This window comes from Escherichia ruysiae (assembly GCF_031323975.1).
Classification (GTDB): Bacteria; Pseudomonadota; Gammaproteobacteria; order Enterobacterales; family Enterobacteriaceae; genus Escherichia; species Escherichia ruysiae.
The window spans coordinates 2,478,997-2,502,056 of sequence record NZ_JAVIWS010000001.1 but is presented as its reverse complement, the minus strand read 5'-3'; the positions used below and the strand labels follow the sequence as shown (position 1 = coordinate 2,502,056).

General features: G+C 51.8%; 19 protein-coding genes. 7 read left to right on the top strand and 12 right to left on the bottom strand.

The features are described 5' to 3' along the window. Positions 1-56 precede the first annotated feature (56 nt). Positions 57-1,091, top strand: a complete 1,035-nt coding sequence (gene waaH, locus RGV86_RS12120; protein ID WP_000982070.1) for a UDP-glucuronate:LPS(HepIII) glycosyltransferase — start codon at positions 57-59, stop codon at positions 1,089-1,091. Here the strand turns inward: waaH and RGV86_RS12115 are convergent. From RGV86_RS12115 to gpmM, 3 genes are read right to left on the bottom strand one after another with little or no spacing between them, the layout of a single operon-like run. Continuing rightward, the gene (locus RGV86_RS12115; protein ID WP_000483819.1) at positions 1,078-2,037 is read right to left on the bottom strand and encodes a divergent polysaccharide deacetylase family protein; all 960 of its coding nucleotides are present in this window, start codon (positions 2,035-2,037) and stop codon (positions 1,078-1,080) included. The two genes, waaH and RGV86_RS12115, sit on opposite strands and share 14 nt — an antisense overlap. Positions 2,038-2,040: 3 nt before the next feature. Continuing rightward, a complete protein-coding gene (envC, locus tag RGV86_RS12110) occupies positions 2,041-3,300 on the bottom strand; it encodes a murein hydrolase activator EnvC (protein ID WP_016159958.1) in 1,260 nt (419 codons plus the stop codon). Between the two features lie 33 nt (positions 3,301-3,333). Next, on the bottom strand, positions 3,334-4,878 hold the full coding sequence (gene gpmM / locus RGV86_RS12105) for a 2,3-bisphosphoglycerate-independent phosphoglycerate mutase (protein WP_085461460.1): 1,545 nt from the start codon (positions 4,876-4,878) through the stop codon (positions 3,334-3,336). A gap of 242 nt (positions 4,879-5,120) precedes the next feature. Here gpmM and RGV86_RS12100 point away from each other — a divergent pair, with 242 nt between their 5' ends. The 5 genes from RGV86_RS12100 to cysE all read left to right on the top strand — a co-directional run bounded on the left by RGV86_RS12100 (position 5,121) and on the right by cysE (position 8,395). Further along, complete coding sequence (locus RGV86_RS12100) at positions 5,121-5,552, top strand: rhodanese-like domain-containing protein (protein ID WP_001156181.1); 432 nt, start codon at positions 5,121-5,123, stop codon at positions 5,550-5,552. A 141-nt stretch (positions 5,553-5,693) separates the two neighbouring features. Then, positions 5,694-5,945, top strand: a complete 252-nt coding sequence (gene grxC, locus RGV86_RS12095; protein WP_000024392.1) for a glutaredoxin 3 — start codon at positions 5,694-5,696, stop codon at positions 5,943-5,945. A gap of 62 nt (positions 5,946-6,007) precedes the next feature. After that, complete coding sequence (secB, locus tag RGV86_RS12090; protein WP_000003377.1) at positions 6,008-6,475, top strand: protein-export chaperone SecB; 468 nt, start codon at positions 6,008-6,010, stop codon at positions 6,473-6,475. Next, positions 6,475-7,494 carry an NAD(P)H-dependent glycerol-3-phosphate dehydrogenase gene (gpsA, locus tag RGV86_RS12085; RefSeq protein ID WP_001076187.1) on the top strand — a complete coding sequence of 340 codons (1,020 nt, stop codon included), beginning with the start codon at positions 6,475-6,477 and terminating at the stop codon, positions 7,492-7,494. Before secB ends, gpsA begins: the two co-directional genes overlap by 1 nt. A gap of 79 nt (positions 7,495-7,573) precedes the next feature. Continuing rightward, positions 7,574-8,395, top strand: a complete 822-nt coding sequence (gene cysE / locus RGV86_RS12080; RefSeq protein ID WP_001277564.1) for a serine O-acetyltransferase — start codon at positions 7,574-7,576, stop codon at positions 8,393-8,395. Between the two features lie 56 nt (positions 8,396-8,451). Here cysE and trmL read toward each other — a convergent pair whose 3' ends face one another. From trmL to RGV86_RS12045, 7 genes are all read right to left on the bottom strand, one after another. Next, positions 8,452-8,925, bottom strand: a complete 474-nt coding sequence (gene trmL, locus RGV86_RS12075; RefSeq protein WP_000932360.1) for a tRNA (uridine(34)/cytosine(34)/5-carboxymethylaminomethyluridine(34)-2'-O)-methyltransferase TrmL — start codon at positions 8,923-8,925, stop codon at positions 8,452-8,454. 597 nt (positions 8,926-9,522) lie between these two features. Beyond that, entirely contained in the window at positions 9,523-10,713 is a 1,191-nt protein-coding gene (lldD, locus tag RGV86_RS12070; protein WP_000586957.1) for a quinone-dependent L-lactate dehydrogenase, read from the bottom strand. After that, positions 10,710-11,486, bottom strand: a complete 777-nt coding sequence (lldR, locus tag RGV86_RS12065; protein ID WP_032226810.1) for a transcriptional regulator LldR — start codon at positions 11,484-11,486, stop codon at positions 10,710-10,712. Before lldR ends, lldD begins: the two co-directional genes overlap by 4 nt. After that, positions 11,486-13,141 carry an L-lactate permease gene (gene lldP, locus RGV86_RS12060; protein ID WP_001055315.1) on the bottom strand — a complete coding sequence of 552 codons (1,656 nt, stop codon included), beginning with the start codon at positions 13,139-13,141 and terminating at the stop codon, positions 11,486-11,488. The genes lldR and lldP overlap by 1 nt, the downstream gene beginning before the upstream one ends. A gap of 1,355 nt (positions 13,142-14,496) precedes the next feature. After that, the gene (locus RGV86_RS12055; protein WP_137598376.1) at positions 14,497-19,224 is read right to left on the bottom strand and encodes a YadA-like family protein; all 4,728 of its coding nucleotides are present in this window, start codon (positions 19,222-19,224) and stop codon (positions 14,497-14,499) included. Positions 19,225-19,267: 43 nt separating this feature from the next. Further along, complete coding sequence (locus RGV86_RS12050) at positions 19,268-19,951, bottom strand: SadB/YajI family lipoprotein (RefSeq protein WP_000867584.1); 684 nt, start codon at positions 19,949-19,951, stop codon at positions 19,268-19,270. 490 nt (positions 19,952-20,441) lie between these two features. After that, entirely contained in the window at positions 20,442-20,804 is a 363-nt protein-coding gene (locus RGV86_RS12045; protein ID WP_000665680.1) for a YibL family ribosome-associated protein, read from the bottom strand. A 269-nt stretch (positions 20,805-21,073) separates the two neighbouring features. On the opposite strand from RGV86_RS12045, the gene yibT reads away from it, so the two are divergent. After that, positions 21,074-21,283, top strand: coding sequence for a protein YibT (yibT, locus tag RGV86_RS12040; protein ID WP_000517102.1), 210 nt, complete (start codon positions 21,074-21,076; stop codon positions 21,281-21,283). Positions 21,284-21,293: 10 nt separating this feature from the next. Here yibT and mtlR read toward each other — a convergent pair whose 3' ends face one another. Next, positions 21,294-21,881, bottom strand: a complete 588-nt coding sequence (gene mtlR, locus RGV86_RS12035; protein ID WP_000981833.1) for a mannitol operon repressor MtlR — start codon at positions 21,879-21,881, stop codon at positions 21,294-21,296. Beyond that, a complete protein-coding gene (gene mtlD / locus RGV86_RS12030) occupies positions 21,881-23,029 on the bottom strand; it encodes a mannitol-1-phosphate 5-dehydrogenase (protein WP_000645415.1) in 1,149 nt (382 codons plus the stop codon). Before mtlD ends, mtlR begins: the two co-directional genes overlap by 1 nt. Positions 23,030-23,060 lie beyond the last annotated feature (31 nt).

Genomic DNA, 23,060 nt, shown 5'->3' with positions numbered 1-23,060 from the left:
TTCTTAATACAAAGTCTGTACAACGTTAGGGTAACTTCAGAGGCCGTCGGTAATTTATGATGAACAGCACCAATAAACTTAGTGTTATTATCCCGTTATATAATGCGGGTGATGATTTCCGCACTTGTATGGAATCTTTAATTGCGCAAACCTGGACTGCTCTGGAAATCATTATTATTAACGATGGTTCAACGGATAATTCTGTTGAAATAGCAAAGCATTACGCAGAAAACTTTCCTCACGTTCGTTTGTTGCATCAGGCGAATGCTGGAGCATCGGTGGCGCGTAATCGCGGGATCGAGGCAGCGACGGGCAAATATGTTGCTTTTGTCGATGCTGATGATGAAGTCTATCCCACCATGTACGAAACGCTGATGACAATGGCGTTAGAGGACGATCTCGATGTGGCGCAGTGCAATGCTGACTGGTGTTTTCGTGAAACGGGGGAAACCTGGCAATCCATCCCCACCGATCGCCTTCGCTCAACCGGCGTATTAACCGGCCCGGACTGGCTGCGGATGGGACTTTCTTCTCGCCGCTGGACTCACGTTGTCTGGATGGGGGTTTATCGCAGAGACGTTATTGTAAAAAATAACATTAAATTTATTGCTGGATTACATCATCAGGATATTGTCTGGACAACAGAATTTATGTTTAACGCGCTGCGTGCGCGATATACCGAACAATCGTTATATAAATATTATCTGCATAATACGTCAGTGAGTCGGTTGAATCGACAAGGAAATAAAAATCTTAATTATCAACGGCACTATATTAAAATTACCCGCCTGCTGGAGAAATTAAATAGAAATTATGCCGACAAAATTATGATTTATCCGGAATTTCATCAACAAATAACTTACGAAGCATTGCGCGTTTGCCATGCGGTGCGCAAAGAACCGGATATTATTACCCGCCAGCGGATGATTGCCGAGATATTTACTTCCGGCATGTATAAGCGTCTGATTACTAATGTCCGCAGCGTAAAGGTGGGTTATCAGGCATTACTGTGGTCTTTCCGCTTATGGCAATGGCGCGACAAAACACGGTCGCACCATCGCATTACGCGCAGCGCCTTTAATTTGCGCTAGCGTTAAACTTCGCCGCTTCGGGCTGTTTGCCCCAGCCCTGCCACTGATGCTGGAAGTAAACGATCAGCGTGCTCTGGCTGATGCTTTCGCTTAATACTTCAAAGAAGCGATTAGCATAAACCGGTTCCAGCGGTTTCTTCGGTTTACACAGCTTCACTCCACGGAACGGATTACGCGGTGCGTCGGGCACAGTGTTCTTCGGCGGTGTAGACGTATCGACCTGCGGTTCATTCAGCAAGCTGCTGGCTTTCACCAGCGTAATGTCTGGCGGCAGGTTATAAACCATCTGTTGCAATACGCGAACTGTTGAAGGGTGAGGATGACCAATGGCGATGGTTGAACCGTTGCGACGCGCCAGGTCAATTGCGCGATTGAACTGCATACGGATGTCCGCTTCGTTCTGGGAATCATCGAGAAACACTTTCCGTTTGATGACTTTTACGCCAGTACCTTGTGCGGCGCGCATCGCCTGGGTATTACCGATAGTCACACTGTCGAGGAAATAAAGATTGTAACGCGCCAGCGCCTGCATCACTTTCTGCATACCAAAAAGGTTAGAGGTCATCTTGCTGCCCATGTGGTTGTTGATCCCCACGGCATAGGGCACGTTATTGACCGCACTGCGAATAATGCGCTCAATCTCGTCGCTGCTCATCTCCGGGCGCAGCGTATTTTTCTCCAGCGGCTGCTTACTCAACGGTGCCATCGGTAGATGAATCAATACTTCGTGACCGCTGTTATGCGCTTTGGTTGCCATCTCTCTGGCGTGTGGCGAGTCAGGTAACACGGCGACAGAGATAGCGGAGGGCATCGCCAGCACCTGGTTTTCGTTGTGCGGGCGATAACCAAAATCATCAATGACGATGGCAAGTTTGCCAGCAAATACAGGGGAGGAGAGAGCCAACAGAGCGGCAAATGCAAGAACGTTACGACGAAATGGAAACAAAACTTATCTTCCCAACCACGGTTGTGGATTGACCGCCTGACCCTGGCGGCGAATTTCGAAATAGAGTGAGGGCCGACCCTGACCGCCACTGCTGCCCACCAGTGCAATTGGCTGACCCGCGCGAACCTGCGAACCAACGCTCACCAGTGCGCTCTGATTATAGCCATAAAGGCTCATGTCGCCTTTACCGTGCTCAACCACCACCACCAGACCGTAGCCTTGCAGCCAGTCAGCCAGAATCACCCGACCATCGGCAATCGCTTTAACTTCAGTACCTTCAGAGGCACCAATAACCATCCCTTTCCAGCGCAGTTCGCCCTGTAGCTGTTCGCCATAGCGATGCAGCGTCGGCCCGCGAACCGGCCAGAATGCCTGACCACGCGGCGCACCCAGACCACCGGTTCGGGACATCAGCGATTTTTCGCTTTCGGTAGGTTTGTAGGTGGTGCCTTTGCGCGTCGCTTCTTTTTGCCTGTCGCGAACAGCCTGAGCCTCACGCGCTTCTCGTTCAGCACGCGCTTTTGCTGCCGCTTCTGCACGAGCAATGCTATTGCGCAGACGAGATTCGTTAGCGCGCAGTTCACTTAGCTGCTGCTGACCTTGTTGAATGGAAGATTCCAGCCCTGCCAGCGTCTTCTTACGCTCGTTCAGCGCCTGGGTCAGCTTCGCCTGCTGGGCGCGTTGTTCGTATAACAGCGTTTGTTGCTCGCTCTGTTTCTCTTCCAGTTCGGCGCGCTGCATGGCGACTTCTGCACGTGTTTGCTTCAGTTCGGCGATGGTTTCTTGTCGCGCCTGGTTGAGATAGCCGAAATAAGCCTGTAAACGCTGACCGCGCTGGCTTTCTTCACCGCTGAGAATGAGCTGTATACCCGTATGCTCACCCTGGCGAAATGCGGCGTCCAGTTGCGCGGCGAGACTGCGTTCCTGAGCCGCTTTTTGCTGTTCCAGTTTGGCAATCGAGGCGTTCATCTCATCAATCTGTTTATTCAGTTGATTGAGCGTATTTTGCGTTTCGCGCAGTTTACGAGTGGCTTCGGAGATCGCCTCTTCCTGCTTTTTCAATTGTGCCAGCAGGCTTGAGCGTTGTTGCTGTTGTTGGCGTACCGCACGCTCTTTGGCAGCGATATCAGCCTGAATAGACTTGAGTTGGTCGCGGTCATCCGCGTGGGCAGAAAAAGTGCACAACAATACGCCAGCGCAAAGAACGCTGGCGTAAATGATGGGCCTGACTGCAAACCTGCGCGGTTTCGTGGCCCGTGTCATGGTATTAATCGCCTTTCCCCTCATGGGGAGGGATTATTCCACGATGAACAGCGGCTTACCAGTCATCTCTTGCGGGATTTCCATACCCATTAAAGAGAGCATGGTCGGCGCGATGTCAGAAAGTTTGCCGCCTTCAACCGCTTTCACGTTCTTATCGCCAACATAAATCAGCGGAACTGGCAGGTTGGTATGCGCCGTGTGAGCCTGACCCGTAGCCGGATCGCGCATCTGTTCAGCGTTACCGTGGTCAGCGGTGATCAGCAGTTGTCCACCCACAGACTCAACAGCTTTGGTCACTTCTGCCACGCAGTGATCCAGTGCTTCAACTGCTTTAACTGCTGCTTCCATCACCCCGGTGTGACCTACCATGTCGCCGTTCGGATAGTTACAGATAATGGTGTCGTATTTGCCGCTCTTGATGGCAGCAACCAGTTTTTCGGTCAGCTCTGCGGAGCTCATTTCCGGCTGCAGATCGTAGGTAGCCACTTTCGGCGAGTTGATCAGAATGCGATCTTCGCCTTTGAACGACTCTTCTACGCCACCGTTGAAGAAGAAAGTGACGTGGGCATATTTTTCGGTTTCGGAAATACGCAGCTGAGTTTTATCGTTTTTCGCCATCCACTCGCCGAAGGTGTTAACCAGAGAGGCTGGTGGGTAAGCAACGGCAGTTTTGATGTCAGCGGCGTATTCGGTCAGCATCACGAAATCGATGTTAACCACTTTCTTACGCGCGAAGCCGTCGAAATCAGAGTTCACGAATGCACGAGTGATTTCACGTGCGCGGTCAGCGCGGAAGTTCATGAAAATCAGCGCATCGCCGTCTTCCATCGCTGCATCTGGCTGGCCTTCAGCACGGATAACGGTCGCTTTCACAAACTCGTCGTTTTCGTCGCGAGCATAAGCGGCCTGCAAACCAGCAACGGCGGTATCAGCCTGGAACTCACCTTGCGCCAGAGTCAGCAGGTCATAAGCTTTTTCAACGCGATCCCAACGGTTATCGCGATCCATCGCGTAGTAACGACCAATGATGGACGCTACGCGGCCTTTACCCAGCGCGGCAAATTTCTCTTCAAATTTTTTCAGCGAAGATTCAGCACTGCGCGGCGGGGTGTCGCGACCGTCAAGGAATGCGTGCAGGTAGATTTTCTCTGCGCCACGTTCAGCCGCCAGCTCTACCATCGCCATGATGTGATCTTCGTGGCTGTGTACGCCGCCTGCGGAGAGCAGACCCATAATGTGTACCGCTTTGCCCGCGTTTTTCGCTTTATCTACCGCACCAGTCAGCACCGGGTTAGCGAAGAAAGCGCGATCTTTGATTTCAACGTCCAGACGAGTCAGGTCCTGATACACGATGCGGCCGGCACCCAGGTTAACGTGGCCTACTTCGGAGTTACCCATCTGACGGTCAGGCAGACCGACTTCCAGACCGGAAGCGTCGATCAGGGTATGCGGACGATTGGCCCACAGTGCATCCATTACCGGGGTTTTAGCACTAAAAATGGCGTTATCCTGTTGTTCTTCACGATAGCCATAGCCATCCAGAATCACCAGTACCATAGGTTTTTTAGAAACCGACATTGCGACAACCTCATACTCAAGAGTCAAAATTTGCGTAATTTTACTACAGCTGAATCGATAAAATAGCCTCTGAAGATCAAAATATACGACCGCTCGCGGCAAGCCGATGCCAGATTTGCGATTTTTTTTCGTAGCGTGCCGCAAAATTGCATTCCGGTGCACGCGCTGGCTGTATTTGCCGCAACGCGCAGGTATACTCCTTCCCTGGTTTTTAATCACTACGTCGGGAGTTATTACCCCCCATGCAAGAAATTATGCAATTTGTTGGCCGTCATCCCATACTGAGTATCGCTTGGATCGCGTTACTGGTGGCGGTTCTTGTTACTACGTTTAAGAGCCTGACCTCAAAAGTGAAGGTAATTACTCGTGGTGAAGCTACGCGTCTGATCAACAAAGAAGACGCAGTGGTTGTGGATTTACGCCAGCGTGATGACTTCCGTAAAGGCCATATCGCAGGTTCTATCAATTTGTTGCCGAGCGAAATCAAAGCCAACAATGTTGGTGAACTTGAGAAGCACAAAGACAAACCGGTTATCGTGGTAGACGGTTCTGGTATGCAGTGCCAGGAGCCTGCAAACGCGCTGACGAAAGCGGGTTTTGCGCAAGTATTCGTGCTGAAAGAAGGCGTCGCTGGCTGGGCTGGCGAAAACTTGCCTCTGGTGCGCGGCAAATAATTTACCTGCCATCTTTCATGCCGCAGGCAGTTAGCTGCAATTAGACCCCCAGCGACTTATTGATATAAGCTTCTGGGGACACTCCATTTTGCAGCTGCCCTGCAATATGAAATTTCAGGGTAAAAAAACAGGAGCTAAGTTATGGCCAATGTTGAAATCTATACCAAAGAAACCTGCCCGTATTGCCATCGTGCAAAAGCACTGCTGAGCAGCAAGGGCGTAAGTTTCCAGGAGCTACCGATTGATGGCAACGCCGCTAAGCGTGAAGAGATGATCAAACGCAGTGGTCGCACCACGGTTCCGCAAATTTTTATTGACGCACAGCACATTGGCGGCTGTGACGACTTGTATGCATTGGATGCACGTGGTGGACTGGATCCCCTGCTGAAATAACGTATTAACGTTGGCATTACACTGCGCAGTATTTAAGGACAACACTTAAGGGTTTTCTACACATGTCAGAACAAAACAACACCGAAATGACCTTCCAGATCCAGCGTATTTATACCAAGGATATTTCTTTCGAAGCGCCGAACGCGCCGCACGTTTTCCAGAAAGATTGGCAGCCAGAAGTTAAACTTGATCTGGATACGGCATCTTCTCAACTGGCAGATGACGTTTACGAAGTGGTACTGCGTGTTACCGTAACGGCATCCCTGGGCGAAGAAACCGCGTTCCTGTGCGAAGTTCAGCAGGGCGGTATTTTCTCCATCGCGGGTATCGAAGGCACCCAGATGGCACATTGCCTGGGCGCATACTGCCCGAACATTCTGTTCCCGTATGCTCGTGAATGCATCACCAGCATGGTATCTCGCGGTACGTTCCCGCAACTGAACCTTGCGCCGGTTAACTTCGATGCGCTGTTCATGAACTATTTGCAGCAGCAGGCTGGCGAAGGTACTGAAGAACATCAGGATGCCTGATGAACCAACGTAATGCTTCAATGACTGTGATCGGTGCCGGCTCGTACGGCACCGCTCTTGCCATCACCCTGGCAAGAAATGGCCACGAGGTTGTCCTCTGGGGCCATGACCCTGAACATATCGCGACGCTTGAACGCGACCGCTGTAACGCCGCGTTTCTCCCCGATGTGCCTTTTCCCGATACGCTTCACCTTGAAAGCGATCTCGCCACCGCACTGGCAGCCAGCCGTAATATTCTCGTCGTCGTACCCAGCCATGTCTTTGGTGAAGTGCTGCGCCAGATTAAACCGCTGCTGCGCCCTGATGCGCGTCTGGTGTGGGCGACAAAAGGACTGGAAGCGGAAACAGGGCGTCTGTTACAGGACGTAGCGCGCGAGGCGTTAGGCGATCAAATTCCACTGGCGGTTATCTCTGGCCCGACTTTTGCGAAAGAACTGGCGGCGGGTTTACCAACGGCCATTTCGCTGGCCTCTACCGATCAAACCTTTGCTGATGACCTCCAGCAACTGCTGCACTGCGGCAAAAGTTTCCGCGTTTACAGCAACCCGGATTTCATTGGCGTGCAGCTTGGCGGCGCGGTGAAAAACGTCATTGCGATCGGTGCCGGCATGTCCGACGGTATCGGTTTCGGGGCGAATGCGCGAACGGCGCTGATCACCCGTGGTCTGGCTGAAATGTCGCGTCTGGGCACGGCGCTGGGCGCCGATCCTGCCACCTTTATGGGCATGGCAGGTCTGGGCGATCTGGTACTTACCTGCACCGACAACCAGTCGCGGAACCGCCGTTTTGGCATGATGCTCGGTCAGGGCATGGATGTACAAAGCGCGCAAGAGAAGATTGGTCAGGTGGTGGAAGGCTACCGCAATACGAAAGAAGTCCGCGAACTGGCGCACCGCTTCGGCGTTGAAATGCCAATAACCGAGGAAATTTATCAAGTATTATATTGCGGAAAAAACGCGCGCGAGGCAGCATTGACGTTATTAGGTCGTGCACGCAAGGACGAGCGAAGCAGCCACTAAACCCAGGGAACCTTTGTTACCGCTATGACCCGGCTCGCGCAGAACGAGCCGGTCATTATCTCATCGTGTGGAGTAAGCAATGTCGTGTGAAGAACTGGAAATTGTCTGGAACAATATTAAAGCGGAAGCCAGAACGCTGGCGGACTGTGAGCCAATGCTGGCCAGTTTTTACCACGCAACGCTACTCAAGCACGAGAATCTTGGCAGTGCACTGAGCTATATGCTGGCGAACAAGCTGTCATCGCCGATTATGCCTGCTATTGCTATTCGTGAAGTCGTTGAAGAAGCCTACGCCGCCGACCCTGAAATGATCGCTTCTGCGGCCTGCGATATTCAGGCGGTGCGCACCCGCGACCCGGCAGTTGATAAATACTCAACCCCCTTGTTATACCTGAAAGGTTTTCATGCCTTGCAGGCGTATCGCATCGGTCACTGGCTGTGGAATCAGGGGCGTCGCGCACTGGCTATTTTCCTGCAAAATCAGGTGTCTGTGACTTTTCAGGTGGATATTCACCCGGCGGCAAAAATTGGTCGCGGTATCATGCTCGACCACGCGACAGGCATCGTCGTTGGTGAAACAGCGGTGATTGAAAACGATGTGTCGATTCTGCAATCCGTCACCCTTGGCGGTACGGGCAAAACCAGCGGCGACCGTCACCCAAAAATTCGTGAAGGCGTGATGATTGGCGCGGGCGCGAAAATTCTCGGCAATATTGAAGTTGGGCGCGGCGCGAAGATTGGCGCGGGTTCTGTCGTGCTGCAACCAGTGCCGCCGCATACCACCGCTGCTGGCGTTCCGGCGCGTATCGTCGGTAAACCAGACAGCGATAAACCGTCAATGGATATGGATCAGCATTTCAACGGCATTCACCATACGTTTGAGTATGGGGATGGGATCTGACGTCCTGTGCTCGTGCCGGATGCGATGCTAACCGCATCTTATCCGGCCTGGCGTAACTAATCTCTCAACACCGCTCCCGGATATCCCAACTGCCGCCAGGCTTCATACACCACGACCGACACTGCATTGGACAGGTTCATGCTGCGGCTGTCCGGCACCATCGGAATCCGAATTTTTTGTTCAGCGGGCAGGACATCAAGAATGCTTGCTGGCAGGCCGCGTGTTTCCGGGCCGAACATCAGATAGTCGCCATCCTGATAGCTTACGGCGCTATGGGCGGGTGTGCCTTTAGTGGTGAGGGCAAACAGACGCTGGGGATTTTCTGCTCTAAGGAACGCGCTATAGTCATGATGACGCGTAACGGCAGTAAACTCGTGATAGTCCAGCCCCGCGCGGCGCAGGCGCTTATCGTCCCAGGCAAATCCCATCGGTTCGATGATATGCAGACGAAAGCCGGTATTAGCGCAAAGACGGATGATGTTGCCAGTGTTTGGCGGAATTTCTGGTTCGTAAAGTACGATGTTTAGCATACTGCCCCCTTAGTGCGGGGGCAGGATAGCAGAAAATCGGGGATTAGTGCGGCCTTTTCCCCTCACCCCGGCCCTCTCCCCGGAGGGGCGAGGGAGAAAAAAAGAGTGCGGTGTCGTTTCAGAGTGAGGGGAGACAATGTAGTGTCGAGCAGGTAAGGTCTTTTCTCCTCACCTTAAAGAAGCCTGGAGGAAAATAGGGCGAGGAATTGTTTTTAGCCTGAGGGAGTACAGACAGCGTCGATCGGTTCCCTCTCCCCGGAGGGGCGAGGGAGAAAAGGTGAGGGAGACAATGTAGTGTCGGGCAGGTAAGGTCTTTTCTCCTCACCTTAAAGAAGCCAGGAGGAAAATAGGGCGAGGAATTGTTTTCAGCCTGAGGGAGTACAGACAGCGCCGATCGGTTCCCTCTCCCCGGAGGGGCGAGGGAGAAAAGGTGAGGGAGACAATGTAGTGTCGGGCAGGTAAGGTCTTTTCTCCTCACCTTAAAGAAGCCAGGAGGAAAATAGGGCGAGGAATTGTTTTCAGCCTGAGGGAGTACAGACAGCGCCGATCGGTTCCCTCTCCCTGAGGGAGAGGGTTAGGGTGAGGGGGCGCAAACGACTATGCTGCATTCCCTTTCGCCATCGGAGCCAGTGCCGCAGGCAACTCTTTACCCAGCCCCTGAACCAGCGAATCTTCCGTAATCTCACTGATGGATTTCGCGCCAGTCAGCGTCATCGCCACTTTCATCTCTTTCTCGATCAGATTCAGCAAGTTCGCCACGCCCGCCTGACCCGCTGTTGCCAGCGCATACAGGAACGCACGACCCAGCAGTACGGTATCGGCACCGAGCGCGATCATACGCACGACATCAAGTCCGTTACGAATCCCGCTATCTGCCAGAATGGCGATATCACCTTTCACCGCATCCGCGATAGCAGGCAGCGCACGAGCGGAAGAGAGTACACCGTCCAGCTGGCGGCCACCGTGGTTAGAAACCACAATCCCATCAGCACCAAAACGTACTGCATCACGCGCATCTTCCGGGTCGAGGATCCCTTTGATCACCATCGGGCCATCCCAGAAATCGCGGATCCACTCAAGGTCTTTCCATGAGATGGACGGATCGAAGTTATTCCCCAGCCAGCCGATGTAATCTTCCAGTCCGGTCGGTTTACCGAGATAGGCCGAAATATTACCTAAATCATGCGGACGACCGTTCAGGCCGACATCCCATGCCCATTGCGGATGCGTCACCGCCTGCAAGTAGCGGCGCATTGCAGCGTTCGGGCCGCTCATACCAGAATGTGCATCACGATAACGCGCACCCGGCGTCGGCATATCCACAGTGAAAACCAGTGTCGAACAGCCCGCCGCTTTTGCCCGTTCCAGTGCGTTACGCATAAAGCCGCGATCGCGCAGCACATAAAGCTGGAACCACATCGGACGTTTGATAGCTGGAGCGACTTCTTCAATCGGGCAAACTGAAACCGTTGAGAGAGTAAACGGAATGCCGTGAGCATCAGCCGCTTTGGCTGCCTGAACTTCGCCGCGACGCGCATACATGCCGCACAAACCCACCGGAGCCAGCGCCACTGGCATCGACAGCTTTTCATTAAACAGCGTCGTTTCCAGGCTTAAGTCGGACATGTTTTTCAGAATGCGTTGGCGCAGCGCCACTTCTGACAAATCCTCCACGTTGCGGCGCAGCGTGTATTCAGAATATGCACCACCATCCATATAGTGGAACAGGAACGGCGGCAAAATGCGTTGCGCTGCGGCGCGATAATCGCTGGCTGCGGAAATAATCATGCGTTTTTCTCCCTCGAATGCTCATTATGCTCACCGGGCAGGCGGGTAATGCGTGCACGGCGAGCCTGATCTTCATCGAATCGTTTCATGGTGGTGTGGACAAAGCTGAGGTGCGACATCATTGCTTTACGCGCACCGTCGGCATCACCGGCAAAAATGGCGTTAATGACCGCCTGATGCTGTTCAGTCAGTTGCGAAAAAACGGGCGGCACCAGATACATCCGCTGACGACTTTGCATCACTGAAGATTGCAGGACATCAAAGAAACCGCGCATGGTTTGCAGCAGCACGATGTTATGTGAGGCTTCGGCAATTGCCAGGTGAAAACGAACGTCCGCTTGCGAGGCGAGATCCGGGTCTTCACTCAGCGTCGCTTCAAAGCAGAGCTGTATCTTTTCTTTATCGGCTTGTGTGGCACGCATTGCTGCGTGCCAGGCGGTGCTGGCCTCAATGGCGTAGCGGGCTTCCAGAATATCGAAGCTGTAATCCGGATCATCGGCCATTAGCGTTTTCAGCGGCTGGACGATGTTTTGCTCCGACCACGCGTCATGGCGCCAGCGGATAAACGTCCCGCCACCGCGACGACTAAGCAGCACACCTTCACTGACCAGTTTTGCCAGCGCCTCGCGCAGGGAATTGCGCGACACGCCGAGCTGCATCGCCAGTTGGCGTTCAGCGGGCAACTTCATGCCCGGTTCCAGATTTTGTTCATCAATCAGCGCCCGCACACGGGAAGCTACCTCGTCTGACAGGCGTCTGGGTATAACCATCATTACGGAATCATCCACGTTAAGACGTAGGCCTGAAGCGTGGTAATCACGCCCACCATACAGGTGAAGATCAGGCTGTGTTTGACAGTAAAGCGGAACAGATCTGACTCTTTGCCCACGAGTCCTACCGCCGCACAGGCAATGGCGATGGACTGCGGGGAGATCATCTTGCCGGTGACGCCGCCGGTGGTGTTGGCAGCAACCAGCAACAGATCAGAGACGCCAATTTGTTGTGCTGCGGTGGCTTGCAGCGCGGCAAACAGGGCGTTAGATGACGTATCCGATCCGGTCAGGAATACCCCCAGCCAGCCGAGGAACGGCGAGAAGAAGGTGAATGCATGACCGGTGTGTGCCAGTGCCAGCGCCAGCGTTGACGACAGCCCTGAATAGTTCGAGATAAAGGCGAACGCCAGCACCATGCCGATGGAGTAGATGGGGAGCGCCAGTTCTTTCAGTGTGCTGCCGAAGGTGCTGATGGCGTCAGAGGGTTTCATCTTCAGCCAGACGATAGAGAGCAGCGCAGCAAACAGAATGGCAGTACCGGTGGCAGAGAACCAGTCAAACTTAAATACGGCGGCATAGGCAGTGGCTTCGCTGACAACTGGCGGCATACGGGCAACCAGTTTGTCGAGATACGGCACCGGAATGTTGATCACCCACTCATACAGCACACCACCCGAAGCGAACAAGGCTTTAAACGGCGGAATACTCCACAGCGTTACGGTGGCGGTCAGGAACAGGAACGGTGTCCAGGCACGTAACACCTGACCTGCGGTGTAACCGGTGTGAGCCAGCGTCATATCAACCTGGGATGCACCCAGATCGCCGAAGCGGAAGACGCGCACCGGCTGCCAACGTTTGAGGAACAGTGTCAGGCAGAGCAGCGATACCAGCGAAGAGATAATGTCCGGCAGTTCCGGCCCAATAAAGTTAGAGCTAAGGTACTGTGCGATGGCAAACGAGCCGCCCGCAACCACGACCGCAGGCCAGGTTTCTTTGATACCGCGCCAGCCGTCCATAATCGCCATGATCCAGAACAGCACGATAATGGTCATAAACGGTAGCTGACGTCCCACCATCTGGCCAATCTCAAAGCTGTCGATGCCTGTCACCTGTCCGGCAACCAGAATCGGAATGCCCATCGCGCCAAATGCCACCGGCGCGGTGTTAACAATCAGGCACAACCCGGCGGCGTACAGCGGTTTAAAGCCCAGCCCGACCAGCAATGCGGCGGTAATTGCTACCGGTGCGCCAAAGCCTGCGGCACCTTCGAGAAATGCGCCGAAACAGAAACCGACGATCAGCATTTGCAGGCGCTGGTCAGGGGTTATTGAAAGAATAGATGAGCGGATGATGTCAAACTGTCCGGTTTTCACCGAGATCTTATAGACGAACACCGCTGCAATAATGATCCACGCGATGGGCCACAAACCGTAGAAGAAGCCATAAACCACTGAGGCCAGCGCATTGGCGACCGGCATTTTGTAGAACAATAGCGCGACGGTCAGAGCGATAACGACTGTCCATGTGGCGGCGACATAGCCTTTTAGTTTGAGCTTAATAAGCGCAAAGAAAAAAAACAGGATGGGAAGCGATGCTATCAGGCTGGAAAGCCAGATATTCCCGGCGGGATCGTAGTTTTGTTGCCAGAGATTCATTGCAGGTCTCCTGGAGGCCACGCACATCGTGTAATGAGTCTGTTGCTCATCTGCTTGTCACACGTTGTGTAAAAGTGGCACTGCCAATTTTGTTGTGTAGGGATAATGACAATGAATGGTTAACTAAATGTTATGCATTGGCAACGTTAATGTGAGTTTTAATTGGGGAACTGTGAACCAGAGGTCAGATAAGCGAAGAATTGGTAGGGCCAATTATTGTGGGGGAGAAAAATTTGCTGCGGAGCTGGCTTGTGCCCCTCACCCTAACCCTCTCCCCGGAGGGGCGAGGGGACTGATTGTGCTCGGTGTTAGATGGAGCGCGTCCTTCAGCAATGCAAGAAAACCATTATGCACGGTATCAAATGCAGCACGTTTTTCCCCCTCGCCCCTTTGGTGAGAGGGTCGGGGTGAGAGGGTCAGCGCGCACGAGACCCCACACCAGCCCGGCGATGCAAGAAAACCATTATGCACGGTATCAGATGCAGCACGTTTTCCCCCTCGCCCCTTTGGGGAGAGGGTCGGGGTGAGGGGGGCAGCGCGCACGAGACCCCACACCAGCCCGGAGATGCAAGAAAACCATTATGCACGGTATCAGATGCAGCACGTTTTCCCCCTCGCCCCTTTGGGGAGAGGGTCGGGGTGAGGGGGGCAGCGCGCACGATGCCCCACACCAGCCCGGCAATGCAAGAAAACCATTATGCACGGTATCAGATGCAGCACGTTTTTCCCCCTCGCCCCTTTGGGGAGAGGGTCGGGGTGAGAGGGGCAGCGCGCACGAGACCCCACACCAGCCCGGCGATGCAAGAAAACCATTATGCACGGTATCAGATGCAGCACGTTTTTCCCCTCGCCCCTTTGGGGAGAGGGTCGGGGTGAGAGGGGCAGCGCGCACGAGACCCCACACCAGCGCGGCAATGCAAGAAAACCATTATGCACGGTATCAGATGCAACACGTTTTTCCCCCTCGCCCCTTTGGGGAGAGGGTCGGGGTGAGGGGGGCAGCGCGCACGAGACCCCACACCAGCCCGGCGATGCAAGAAAACCATTATGCACGGTATCAGATGCAGCACGTTTTTCTCCCTCGCCCCTTTGGGGAGAGCTCCGGGGTGAGGGGGCAGCGCGCACGAGACCCCACATCAGCCCGGCAATGCAAGAAAACCATTATGCACGGTATCAGATGCAGCACGTTTTTCCCCCTCGCCCCTTTGGGGAGAGGGTCGGGGTGAGAGGGGCAGCGCGCATGTAGCCTCAAGCTAATGTCAAAAAGCCGAAGTCACAATTTGTGCAATTTTCAAACAAAAAAAGGGCAACCCTCCTCAGAGAATTGCCCTTAGTCACACTAACTTAATGGGTCATTACCACTGAATACCGGCACCAAGTGCGGCGGAGTATTCACCCTGGCTATTGGTACTACCTTGTAATTTGTAGACCCAACGACCGTTGGCGCTCACCATCGACACACCTAAAGCAACAGCCGATTCACCGTTGTATGTACCGCCACCAATGGAGGCCATGCTGGCACCTGGCGTGTAAGCCTGCGGCAGACCGGTCATCGCCATTGCAGAAGCGATACCACCGCTCAACTTGCTTTCGGTTTTGGACAGTTTGTTATCCATCTCAACCATGCGCTGATCGGTGTATTGCTTCGTTTCCTGCACGCTTTGCTTCAACTGCGCGTAGTTCACCGCGTCGTTGTTGTTAACGCCAGCGGAAACGTTGCTGATGCGAGTCGTTCCGCCATTACCACCGCCGAGAGTGATGTTGCTGTAATCAACAGAACCGTCAGCTTTGGTGTCATAGCGCACGCCGCCTGCTTCGGAAGACTTCAACTGCGCAACGTTAACCGCGTCAGTAGCATTTTTACCAGCGGCAACGTTGGTGATACGGCGTTGGTTAGTGGAAGAACCTACGGAGATCGTATTTTCTTCGTTTGCCACAGAGCCAGTACCCAGCGCAACGCTGTTATCAGCGGCAGCAATAGAGCCAGAGCCAATCGCAACACTGTCTTTACCCTGCGCGTTAGCATCTACGCCATCGGTGTTGGTCTTGAAGTACTTGGTGCTACCGGTGCTTACGATATCGCCAATACCGTTTTCGATATTGGTGACGCGGGTATCCAGATTCGTTACCTGAGTATTCAGGTTAGTAATGCTCTGGGTGTTCTGGGAAACCTGTGCGTCCGTCACTTTCAACTGACCAACGTTAACGGCATCGGTATCTGCCGAACCCGCCGCGACATTAGTGATCTGACGTTGACCGTCTTCACTGCCGACAGAGAACTCACCGACAGAGTTCTGCGGCGCGTCCATGTTGTAGGCGGTGTAGCCAGTCTGAGCGCCGCGAGTGGTCTGAGAACCATTACCCATTGCAATACTGTTTGCATGGTTGGCGCGTGCGTTAGAACCGATAGCAATACCGTTGATGGCATCTGGCAGAACCAGAGTGTTCAGGCCGATACCAATACCCGCGTCAGCATTAACGATAGTTTTCGCGCCCATCGCCAGCGAGTCAGTACCTACCGCCAGTGAATCTTCTTCCGTTGAGTTGGCATGGTAGTACTTGGTCGGCGTAGTGGCGACAGCACCAATGGCGTTTTGCAACTGGCGTACAGTCACGGCGTCATGGGATTCAGTACCATCAGCAACGTTGATGATCTGACGGTACTTACCATCATCGCCAATCGACAATGCGCCAAGCAGTTCGCCGTCAGTGGTGTCGTAACCAATCACAACGCCTTCTTCGGTTACGCTGGTGTTACGAGAACCTTTAACAATCACACGGCTGGAGACGGATTCGCTACCCAGCGCGATACCAGTATCAACGCTGCTGCTGCTATTCTGACCAATTGCGACACTGCTTTCGCCGGAAGCGACAGCGTTATAACCCACCGCTGTAGCGCCAGTACCTGATGCGCTCGCATCAATAAAGGTTAAGCCGGTGTCATTAGTACGCGCATAGTTCAGACCCGCACCGTTCTCTTCGATGTAGTCTATGCTGGTATTACCGGCAATCTGGTTGATGATCTCATTTTGCTGATTGATCAACGTGTTGGTGGCGAACAACTGTGAACCATTAATTGCATCAGTACTGGTTTCAGAAATATCACCATTAGCAACATTAGTGATTACGCTGGCTTTGCCATCGCGGCTGGCGCTGAACGCACCATTTTCACCGGCGGTTGCGTCCCAGAGCAGCGCATCATCCAGGGTTGAGTCGATCGCGTCCAGAGCATCACCGACGTTATTGTAATCGGTATCAGCAATGGAGTACGTCGGCGCACTGATGCTACCGTCAGCATTTACTGCGGCGCCACCGCCCAGGGCATCAACAACAGAGTTGCTCACACCGTAGAGTTGCCCACCATTGATAGCATCGGTGCTGGTTTCAGAAATAGTACCGTTTGCGACATTGGTAATTTTGCTGGCATTGCCACCGTGGCCGGCGCTGAATGCACTTGCCGTTTCATCCCACAGCAGAGCGTCGCCCAGTGAAGTGCTAAAGGAGGTGTTAATCGCCGCCAGCGCATCACCTACGTTATCGTAGCTGTTGCTACCGATGGTGTAGGACGGGCCAGTAAATACACCGTTTTCATCAACCGAGGCGTTACCGCCAAAATAGTCTGCCAGTGAATCACTTAAGCTAAAGAGTTGCCCACCGTTAACAGCGTCGGTACTGGTAGACGAGATTGTTCCAGCGGTGACGTTAGTTATTTTGCTGGTGGTTTCGGTGCCGTGTGCAGCGGTGAATGCGCTTGCGGCGTCATCCCATTTCAGCGCATCTTCACCGAGGTTGTTCACCGTATCAGTCAGATTGGTGATGTTGGTGGTGTTAGTAGCGATGTTAGTGGTGTTGGTTGCCACATTGTCGTTAGTGGTTTTTAACTGAGAACCGTTAATGGCATCGGTACTGGTCTCCGTCAGCTCACCCGCCGTAACGTTAGTGATTTTGCTGGTGGCTTCGGTGCCGTGTGCGGCGGTGAATGCACCTGAGGCGTCATCCCATGCCAGCGCGTCGGCACCAAGGTTAGTCACTGTATCAGTCAGGTTGGTGATACTGGTGGTGTTGGCGGCAACATCATTCGTCAGGTTAGTGATGTTGGTGGTGTTGTTAGCAACTTCGCCGGTCAGGTTGCTGATATTGGTGGTGTTGGTTGCCACGTTATCGTTAGTGGTTTTCAACTGAGAACCGTTAACGGCATCGGTACTGGTCTCCGTCAGTTCACCCGCCGTAACGTTAGTGATTTTGCTGGTGGCTTCAGTGCCGTGTGCGGCAGTGAATACGCCAGCGGCGTCATCCCATTTCAGCGCATCTTCACCGAGGCTATTCACCGTATCAGTCAGGTTAGTGATATTGGTGGTGTTGTTAGCAACATCGCCAGTCAGGTTGGTGATATTAGTGGTGTTGGTTGCCACGTTATCGTTAGTGGTTTTCAACTGAGAACCGTTAACCGCATCGGTACTGGTCTCCGTCAGCTCACCCGCCGTAACGTTAGTGATTTTGCTGGTGGCTTCAGTGCCGTGTGCGGCAGTGAATACGCCAGCGGTGTCATCCCATTTCAGCGCATCTTCACCAAGGTTAGTCACCGTATCAGTCAGGTTAGTGATATTGGTGGTGTTGGCGGCAACGTCATTCGTCAGGTTAGTGATGTTAGTGGTGTTGTTAGCAACATCGCCAGTCAGGTTGCTGATATTAGTGGTGTTGGTTGCCACATTGTCGTTAGTGGTTTTTAACTGCGAGCCGTTAACCGCATCGGTACTGGATGCGTTCAGCTCACCCGCCGTAACGTTGGTGATTTTGCTGGTGGCATCGGAACCGTGTTTTGCACTGTAGACTTTTTTAACTGAGTCCCATTGTAATGTATTATCATCAATACCCTTTAACGCGTCGCCAACATTAGTAAAGGAGCCACTTTGCAGTTTGTAGTTAGGAGCATTAACAATCCCGGCAGTGCTCACTGAGGCGCCGCCGCCCAGACGGTCTGCGACTGACTTACTGATATCATAAAGCTGTGAACCATTGATAGCATCAGTACTGGTACTGCTAATATCGCCTTTTGCCATATGGACAATTTTACGCTGCAGCGTATCGTTACCCACTGAAACAGTATTATCTTCCACGGCAGTAGACTCTGTACCCAGAGCAACGGAGTTAACACCAGTTACGTTGGACAGGCTACCAATCGCAAGACTTTTTTCACTACCAGCATAGCTTTCTTGTCCAAGCGCAATACTGTTTTCGCTGCTTGACTGACTGTTATTACCCAACGCAATAGAATTTACACCATCTGCCTTTCCTGCCTGACCGAAAGCCATTGCTCCAGCTTTGGCTGCATTGGCACCATATCCGAGCGCAACGGTATTGTCCGCGTTAGCTATGCTGTTTGAACCCAATGCCAGGCTATATAAACCATTTGCCTGAGCGTCGGCACCCATTGCAATGGAACCTGTGCTATTGCCCAAGGCGTTTCTACCTAATGCCAGGCTATCGTCACCAGTGGCCTTACTGTCTACCCCTAGTGCTACCGATTTTTCTCCTAATGATGACGCTCTGTTACCTAACGCAACACTACCTTTATTTTGGGCTCCGGAACCTTGACCTATTGCCACTGCACTCTCACCGCTAGCACTGGAGCCAACCGCTAATGCAACTGTATAGTCGCCAATGGCACTAGCGCCACTGCCGATAGCAACCCCCCTGCTCCCTGTGGCTTTCGATAGCTGCCCCATTGATACTGAACTTTGTCCAGTAGCATTACTGTTATAACCCACTGCAGTAGCCCCAGCAGCAGAGATTGCATTTACCCCAATAGAAATACTTGCTGTGCTACCGCCTACAGAGGAAGCTTTCGCACCTTTACCAATAGCAATCCATGCATCAGTAAGTTCGGTGCCATCAGAATATGTACCACCATCAAGACTGACAGAAGCACCTGCCCCAAACGACGACATCATCCCACCTGCAACCAGCGCAGAAATTAACAGCTTGCTGCGCCCGCTCTTTTTCCCACGGCTTTTTGCCGTTTCGCTGGCGACGCTGTAACTTCCCGTCGCAGGGTTCCAGATAACTTTAAAAATTTTGTTCATTGTTGTTGCTCTCTATTCCTTGATATAAGTGCAATGACTGCATTTATTTTTTGCTTTTTTTCTGCCGGTTATCAGCAGGTGGAAGGTTGTCGAAGTTGATATTCTGCATATTAATAGCCAACTTCAGGTATTTCAGGTTATTGGGAGACACCCCTTTTAACGTTAAGTTAATGTCTTGCCATTGCCCTGGTAATAATTTCAGCGTGGAGTTCATGGTGGTACTAAATAGTAGCTGTTGCCATTTGGCATATTCTTTTAGATCACCCGGTCTTTCACCGCCCCAGGTGGCATGAAAACCAATATTTGATACGGGAATACTTAATAAATTGGCCAATGACATATGAATAACACTGCCATTTTCTATTGCTTCAACAGATAACACCCTGCCGGCAATACCTACCGAACCGTTATTTAAAATGAAATATTTTGTTTGATCGGGGTTAAATTCAGTAAAGACAAATGTATCTTGCTGATGCTTAATCTCTTTCACTACCTGAGCCAGCAGCTTTGTACTGTTTATTAGACTAATGCTTTGTTTTTCAATGGTGTTTGTCTTTTTGGTTTCTTGTTCTAGTCGTTTTTCGAGTTGATCAATTCTGGCCTTTTGTTCTTCTTGTTGTTTTGTGAGTTCATCAACGACTTTGTTTTTTTCGACATAGTCACAACCTGACAGCATCAGTATTGTCGAAGCCGCCAGGACGCTTATCAATAATTTATTCACTTTCATATAAAGTTATCCTTACATATCATCCCTGATACCAACGCGGTCTAAGGGATGTGTCCATTTGTGGTTGATGCTTTTGCGATTTATACGGCTGGCTTTATGAATGTTGCGAATATATTTGTTATGAAAATTATTTATTAAGTTTTAAAATTGTTTAATTGTGTTAGGGAGGCGGATTTTAATGAGGAGGGTTATCAGATGTCAAACACTGCATTTAAAGCAGAAAAATAGCTTTCATTTAATATTCACACAATAAATGTTTTGGGTGAGTTTTTAGAATGTAGATGGAAAAAATAACGGCAAAAGTTTTATTTTATGAATGATATCTTCCATTTTTAGGCGTCGAACCAAACCTTTTACTGAATGCATTTTCAGATTTAGTGCCATTGGTAAAAAGTAGACTCTACGAGGAAACAGAGGAAAAAGAGGAGGATATTTGTTGCATCCCGCATTTAGAAACGCGGGATGTGAGGGAGATATACAGGTAAGAGGGTTAAAACGCTGTCTTTGAGAACCCGGTCATCTCTTGCAGACCCATTTCACGACCCAGTGCGGTCATCGGATGCACTACGACTAACCCACGGACACTCTTCTTCAGCTTACCCATATCGGCTTGTTCTTTTTTGGTAATCGCACGCTGGAACGGCATCTTCATCAGCTTTTGTGCTTCTTTGCTGAGTTTCTGGCTATGAACTTCACGCAGGCGGGCAATTTCAGCTTCCAGCGTAGCTTTCTCTTTTTCCAGTTCGGCATATTTGTCTGCGGCTTCAACCAGCGACAGATCGGCCTGCTGGTGACGGATGGCGTCCAGACGATCGCTGAGACGTTTGATTTCGTTTTTTTCGACTTCTTTCATGTGATGACTTCTGATAAAGATAAATTTATAGCCCCTAGTATGCGCGACCAGGTGCTTTGTTCACAACTGATGGCATTGTAATAGTTTTGTCGGGTAACAAATCTTGTGTTCAAAAATCATATAATATATTGATTAATAAACAATATAATCAGAAGGTGAGGGCAAGCGTTGTGGATTTCGCACGTTTTCCTTAATGTCATTTTTATCGGGATCTAAACTAAAATCGGCGGTCGCGCTTTCCCGGCGCGGGGTAATACGGAGATATTATTATGGGCAAATTAGGTGAAAACGTTCCGCTTCTTATTGATAAAGCCGTAGATTTCATGGCATCAAGCCAGGCGTTCCGGGAGTATCTGAATAAACTTCCCCCCCGTAACGCGATTCCATCCGGTATACCTGAGGAAAGCGTGCCGTTATATCTACAACGTCTGGAATATTATCGCCGACTTTATCGGCCGAATCCGGTAGAGGAGAAGTAAGCGAAAGTACTTACTTTTGAAAGGCTTTTTTTAAGCTGATTTTGGAAATCAGCTCTGTCAGTGAAAGGACCATTGTTGATCGCACAGCCTGTTGGTAACGCTGAACTTGCATCGCATACAAACTGGAGTCTATTGGTTCAAACTGTGGCGGCGGTGGTAGTGCCGCCACGCAATGCAGTTCGCCAAATGGCCCAAGAATTTCATCATCGGTAAATGCGTACTCGTTGCCGTCGTGGTTCAGCTCTTCCCGCAGTGCCATCAACAGTTCCGCATCTTCGTATTCATGGCGACTAATTACGCCAAGCCCATAAATCAGCTTTAAGCGCACGGACAGGTCGCCCAGCGGACCATCGCCGTCGAGTAACGGTTCTACAGCATACTTCACCGCGTAATCGTCTTTGCGGAATACCTGAAGCACCAAAAGATTCACCGCCTCGGTCAGGAGATCGACGGCGGTAATCAGAAAGCTTCGCACGGTTTTGCCAGCATTCAGACGCTCAAGCACACGGTTTTCAAAGGCCTGGGTTTGTTCCATTGTTGCCTGCATATCTGACAATCTGTTATTCGGGCGCAGGGAGTCCTGCGCCTGGTTCATCATTATTGCATTGCGTTATAAGCGGTTACTGCCTCGGTGACAACCTCGCTGTTGGCATCAAGCCCGGAAATGTGCGCCAGCGCAGCCTGCGGGCCTTTGTCGGCAATCAGCGCCGCCAGTTCTTGTGCCTGAGGATCATCTTCACTGCAAAAGTGCATTGCAGCGGCAATACCTTCAATCAGATTTTTGTGCGGCAAGCTATATTCCAGCGTACCCAGCAGCGGCTTGATCAGACGGTCGCCAGCACTCAGTTTACGCAGTGGCTGACGGCCTACGCGCTCAACATCATCTTTCAGATACGGGTTTTCAAAACGACCGAGGATTTTCTGGATGTACGCCGCGTGCTTGTCCGCGTCAAAGCCGTAACGCTTAATCAGTACCGCGCCGCTTTCTTCCATCGCCCCTTTTACCACCGCACGGATTTTCTCGTCGAGAATCGCGTCACGAATGGTCTGATGACCCGCCAGTTTTCCAAGGTACGCGGTTATAGCATGGCCTGTGTTCAGGGTGAAGAGCTTACGTTCGACAAACGCCATCAGGTTGTCGGTTAACTCCATACCAGGAATGTTTGGCAGCGTGCCTTTGAACTGAGTTTTATCGACAATCCATTCGCTGAAGGTTTCTACAGTGACTTCCAGCGGATCGTTCGTTGCAGACGCTGAAGGCGGTACGATACGGTCAACGGCGGAATCAACAAAGCCAACGTGTTCTTCTACCCACGCTTTGGCGTCTTCCGGCAGGGCGTTCATCACATGGCCTTTCAGTTGCGTTGTGCCGCGTACCATGTTTTCACAGGCGATAATGTTCAGCGGGGAGTCATTACCTTGCTCTTTACGTTTTACCAGCCCTTTGGCGATTGCCGGAGCAATGCGTTCCAGCACGACCGGGCCAACTGCGGTGGTGACTAAATCAACCTGGGCGATTAAATCCACCACATCGTCGCCAATGCTGCTGACGGCATTTACGCCGGAAACGGTATCCACCTGCTCGGTTTCGCCGACAACGTGAACCTGATAGCTATGACGGGCATTCAGGGCATCAAGTACCACCTGATTGACATCGGCAAACGTCAGTTGGATACCCGCGTCTGCCAGCAGTTTACCGATAAAGCCACGACCGATATTACCTGCGCCAAAATGTAATGCTTTCATAGTATTAACCTTCATCAATGTTTTTACCCAA

Coding starts and splice junctions, on each gene's coding strand:
- waaH (WP_000982070.1), top strand. CDS start 57: ATGATGAACAGCACCAATAAACTTAGTGTTATTATCCCGTTATATAAT.
- envC (WP_016159958.1), bottom strand. CDS start 3,300: ATGACACGGGCCACGAAACCGCGCAGGTTTGCAGTCAGGCCCATCATT.
- gpmM (WP_085461460.1), bottom strand. CDS start 4,878: ATGTCGGTTTCTAAAAAACCTATGGTACTGGTGATTCTGGATGGCTAT.
- RGV86_RS12100 (WP_001156181.1), top strand. CDS start 5,121: ATGCAAGAAATTATGCAATTTGTTGGCCGTCATCCCATACTGAGTATC.
- grxC (WP_000024392.1), top strand. CDS start 5,694: ATGGCCAATGTTGAAATCTATACCAAAGAAACCTGCCCGTATTGCCAT.
- secB (WP_000003377.1), top strand. CDS start 6,008: ATGTCAGAACAAAACAACACCGAAATGACCTTCCAGATCCAGCGTATT.
- gpsA (WP_001076187.1), top strand. CDS start 6,475: ATGAACCAACGTAATGCTTCAATGACTGTGATCGGTGCCGGCTCGTAC.
- cysE (WP_001277564.1), top strand. CDS start 7,574: ATGTCGTGTGAAGAACTGGAAATTGTCTGGAACAATATTAAAGCGGAA.
- trmL (WP_000932360.1), bottom strand. CDS start 8,925: ATGCTAAACATCGTACTTTACGAACCAGAAATTCCGCCAAACACTGGC.
- lldD (WP_000586957.1), bottom strand. CDS start 10,713: ATGATTATTTCCGCAGCCAGCGATTATCGCGCCGCAGCGCAACGCATT.
- lldR (WP_032226810.1), bottom strand. CDS start 11,486: ATGATGGTTATACCCAGACGCCTGTCAGACGAGGTAGCTTCCCGTGTG.
- lldP (WP_001055315.1), bottom strand. CDS start 13,141: ATGAATCTCTGGCAACAAAACTACGATCCCGCCGGGAATATCTGGCTT.
- RGV86_RS12055 (WP_137598376.1), bottom strand. CDS start 19,224: ATGAACAAAATTTTTAAAGTTATCTGGAACCCTGCGACGGGAAGTTAC.
- RGV86_RS12050 (WP_000867584.1), bottom strand. CDS start 19,951: ATGAAAGTGAATAAATTATTGATAAGCGTCCTGGCGGCTTCGACAATA.
- RGV86_RS12045 (WP_000665680.1), bottom strand. CDS start 20,804: ATGAAAGAAGTCGAAAAAAACGAAATCAAACGTCTCAGCGATCGTCTG.
- yibT (WP_000517102.1), top strand. CDS start 21,074: ATGGGCAAATTAGGTGAAAACGTTCCGCTTCTTATTGATAAAGCCGTA.
- mtlR (WP_000981833.1), bottom strand. CDS start 21,881: ATGATGAACCAGGCGCAGGACTCCCTGCGCCCGAATAACAGATTGTCA.
- mtlD (WP_000645415.1), bottom strand. CDS start 23,029: ATGAAAGCATTACATTTTGGCGCAGGTAATATCGGTCGTGGCTTTATC.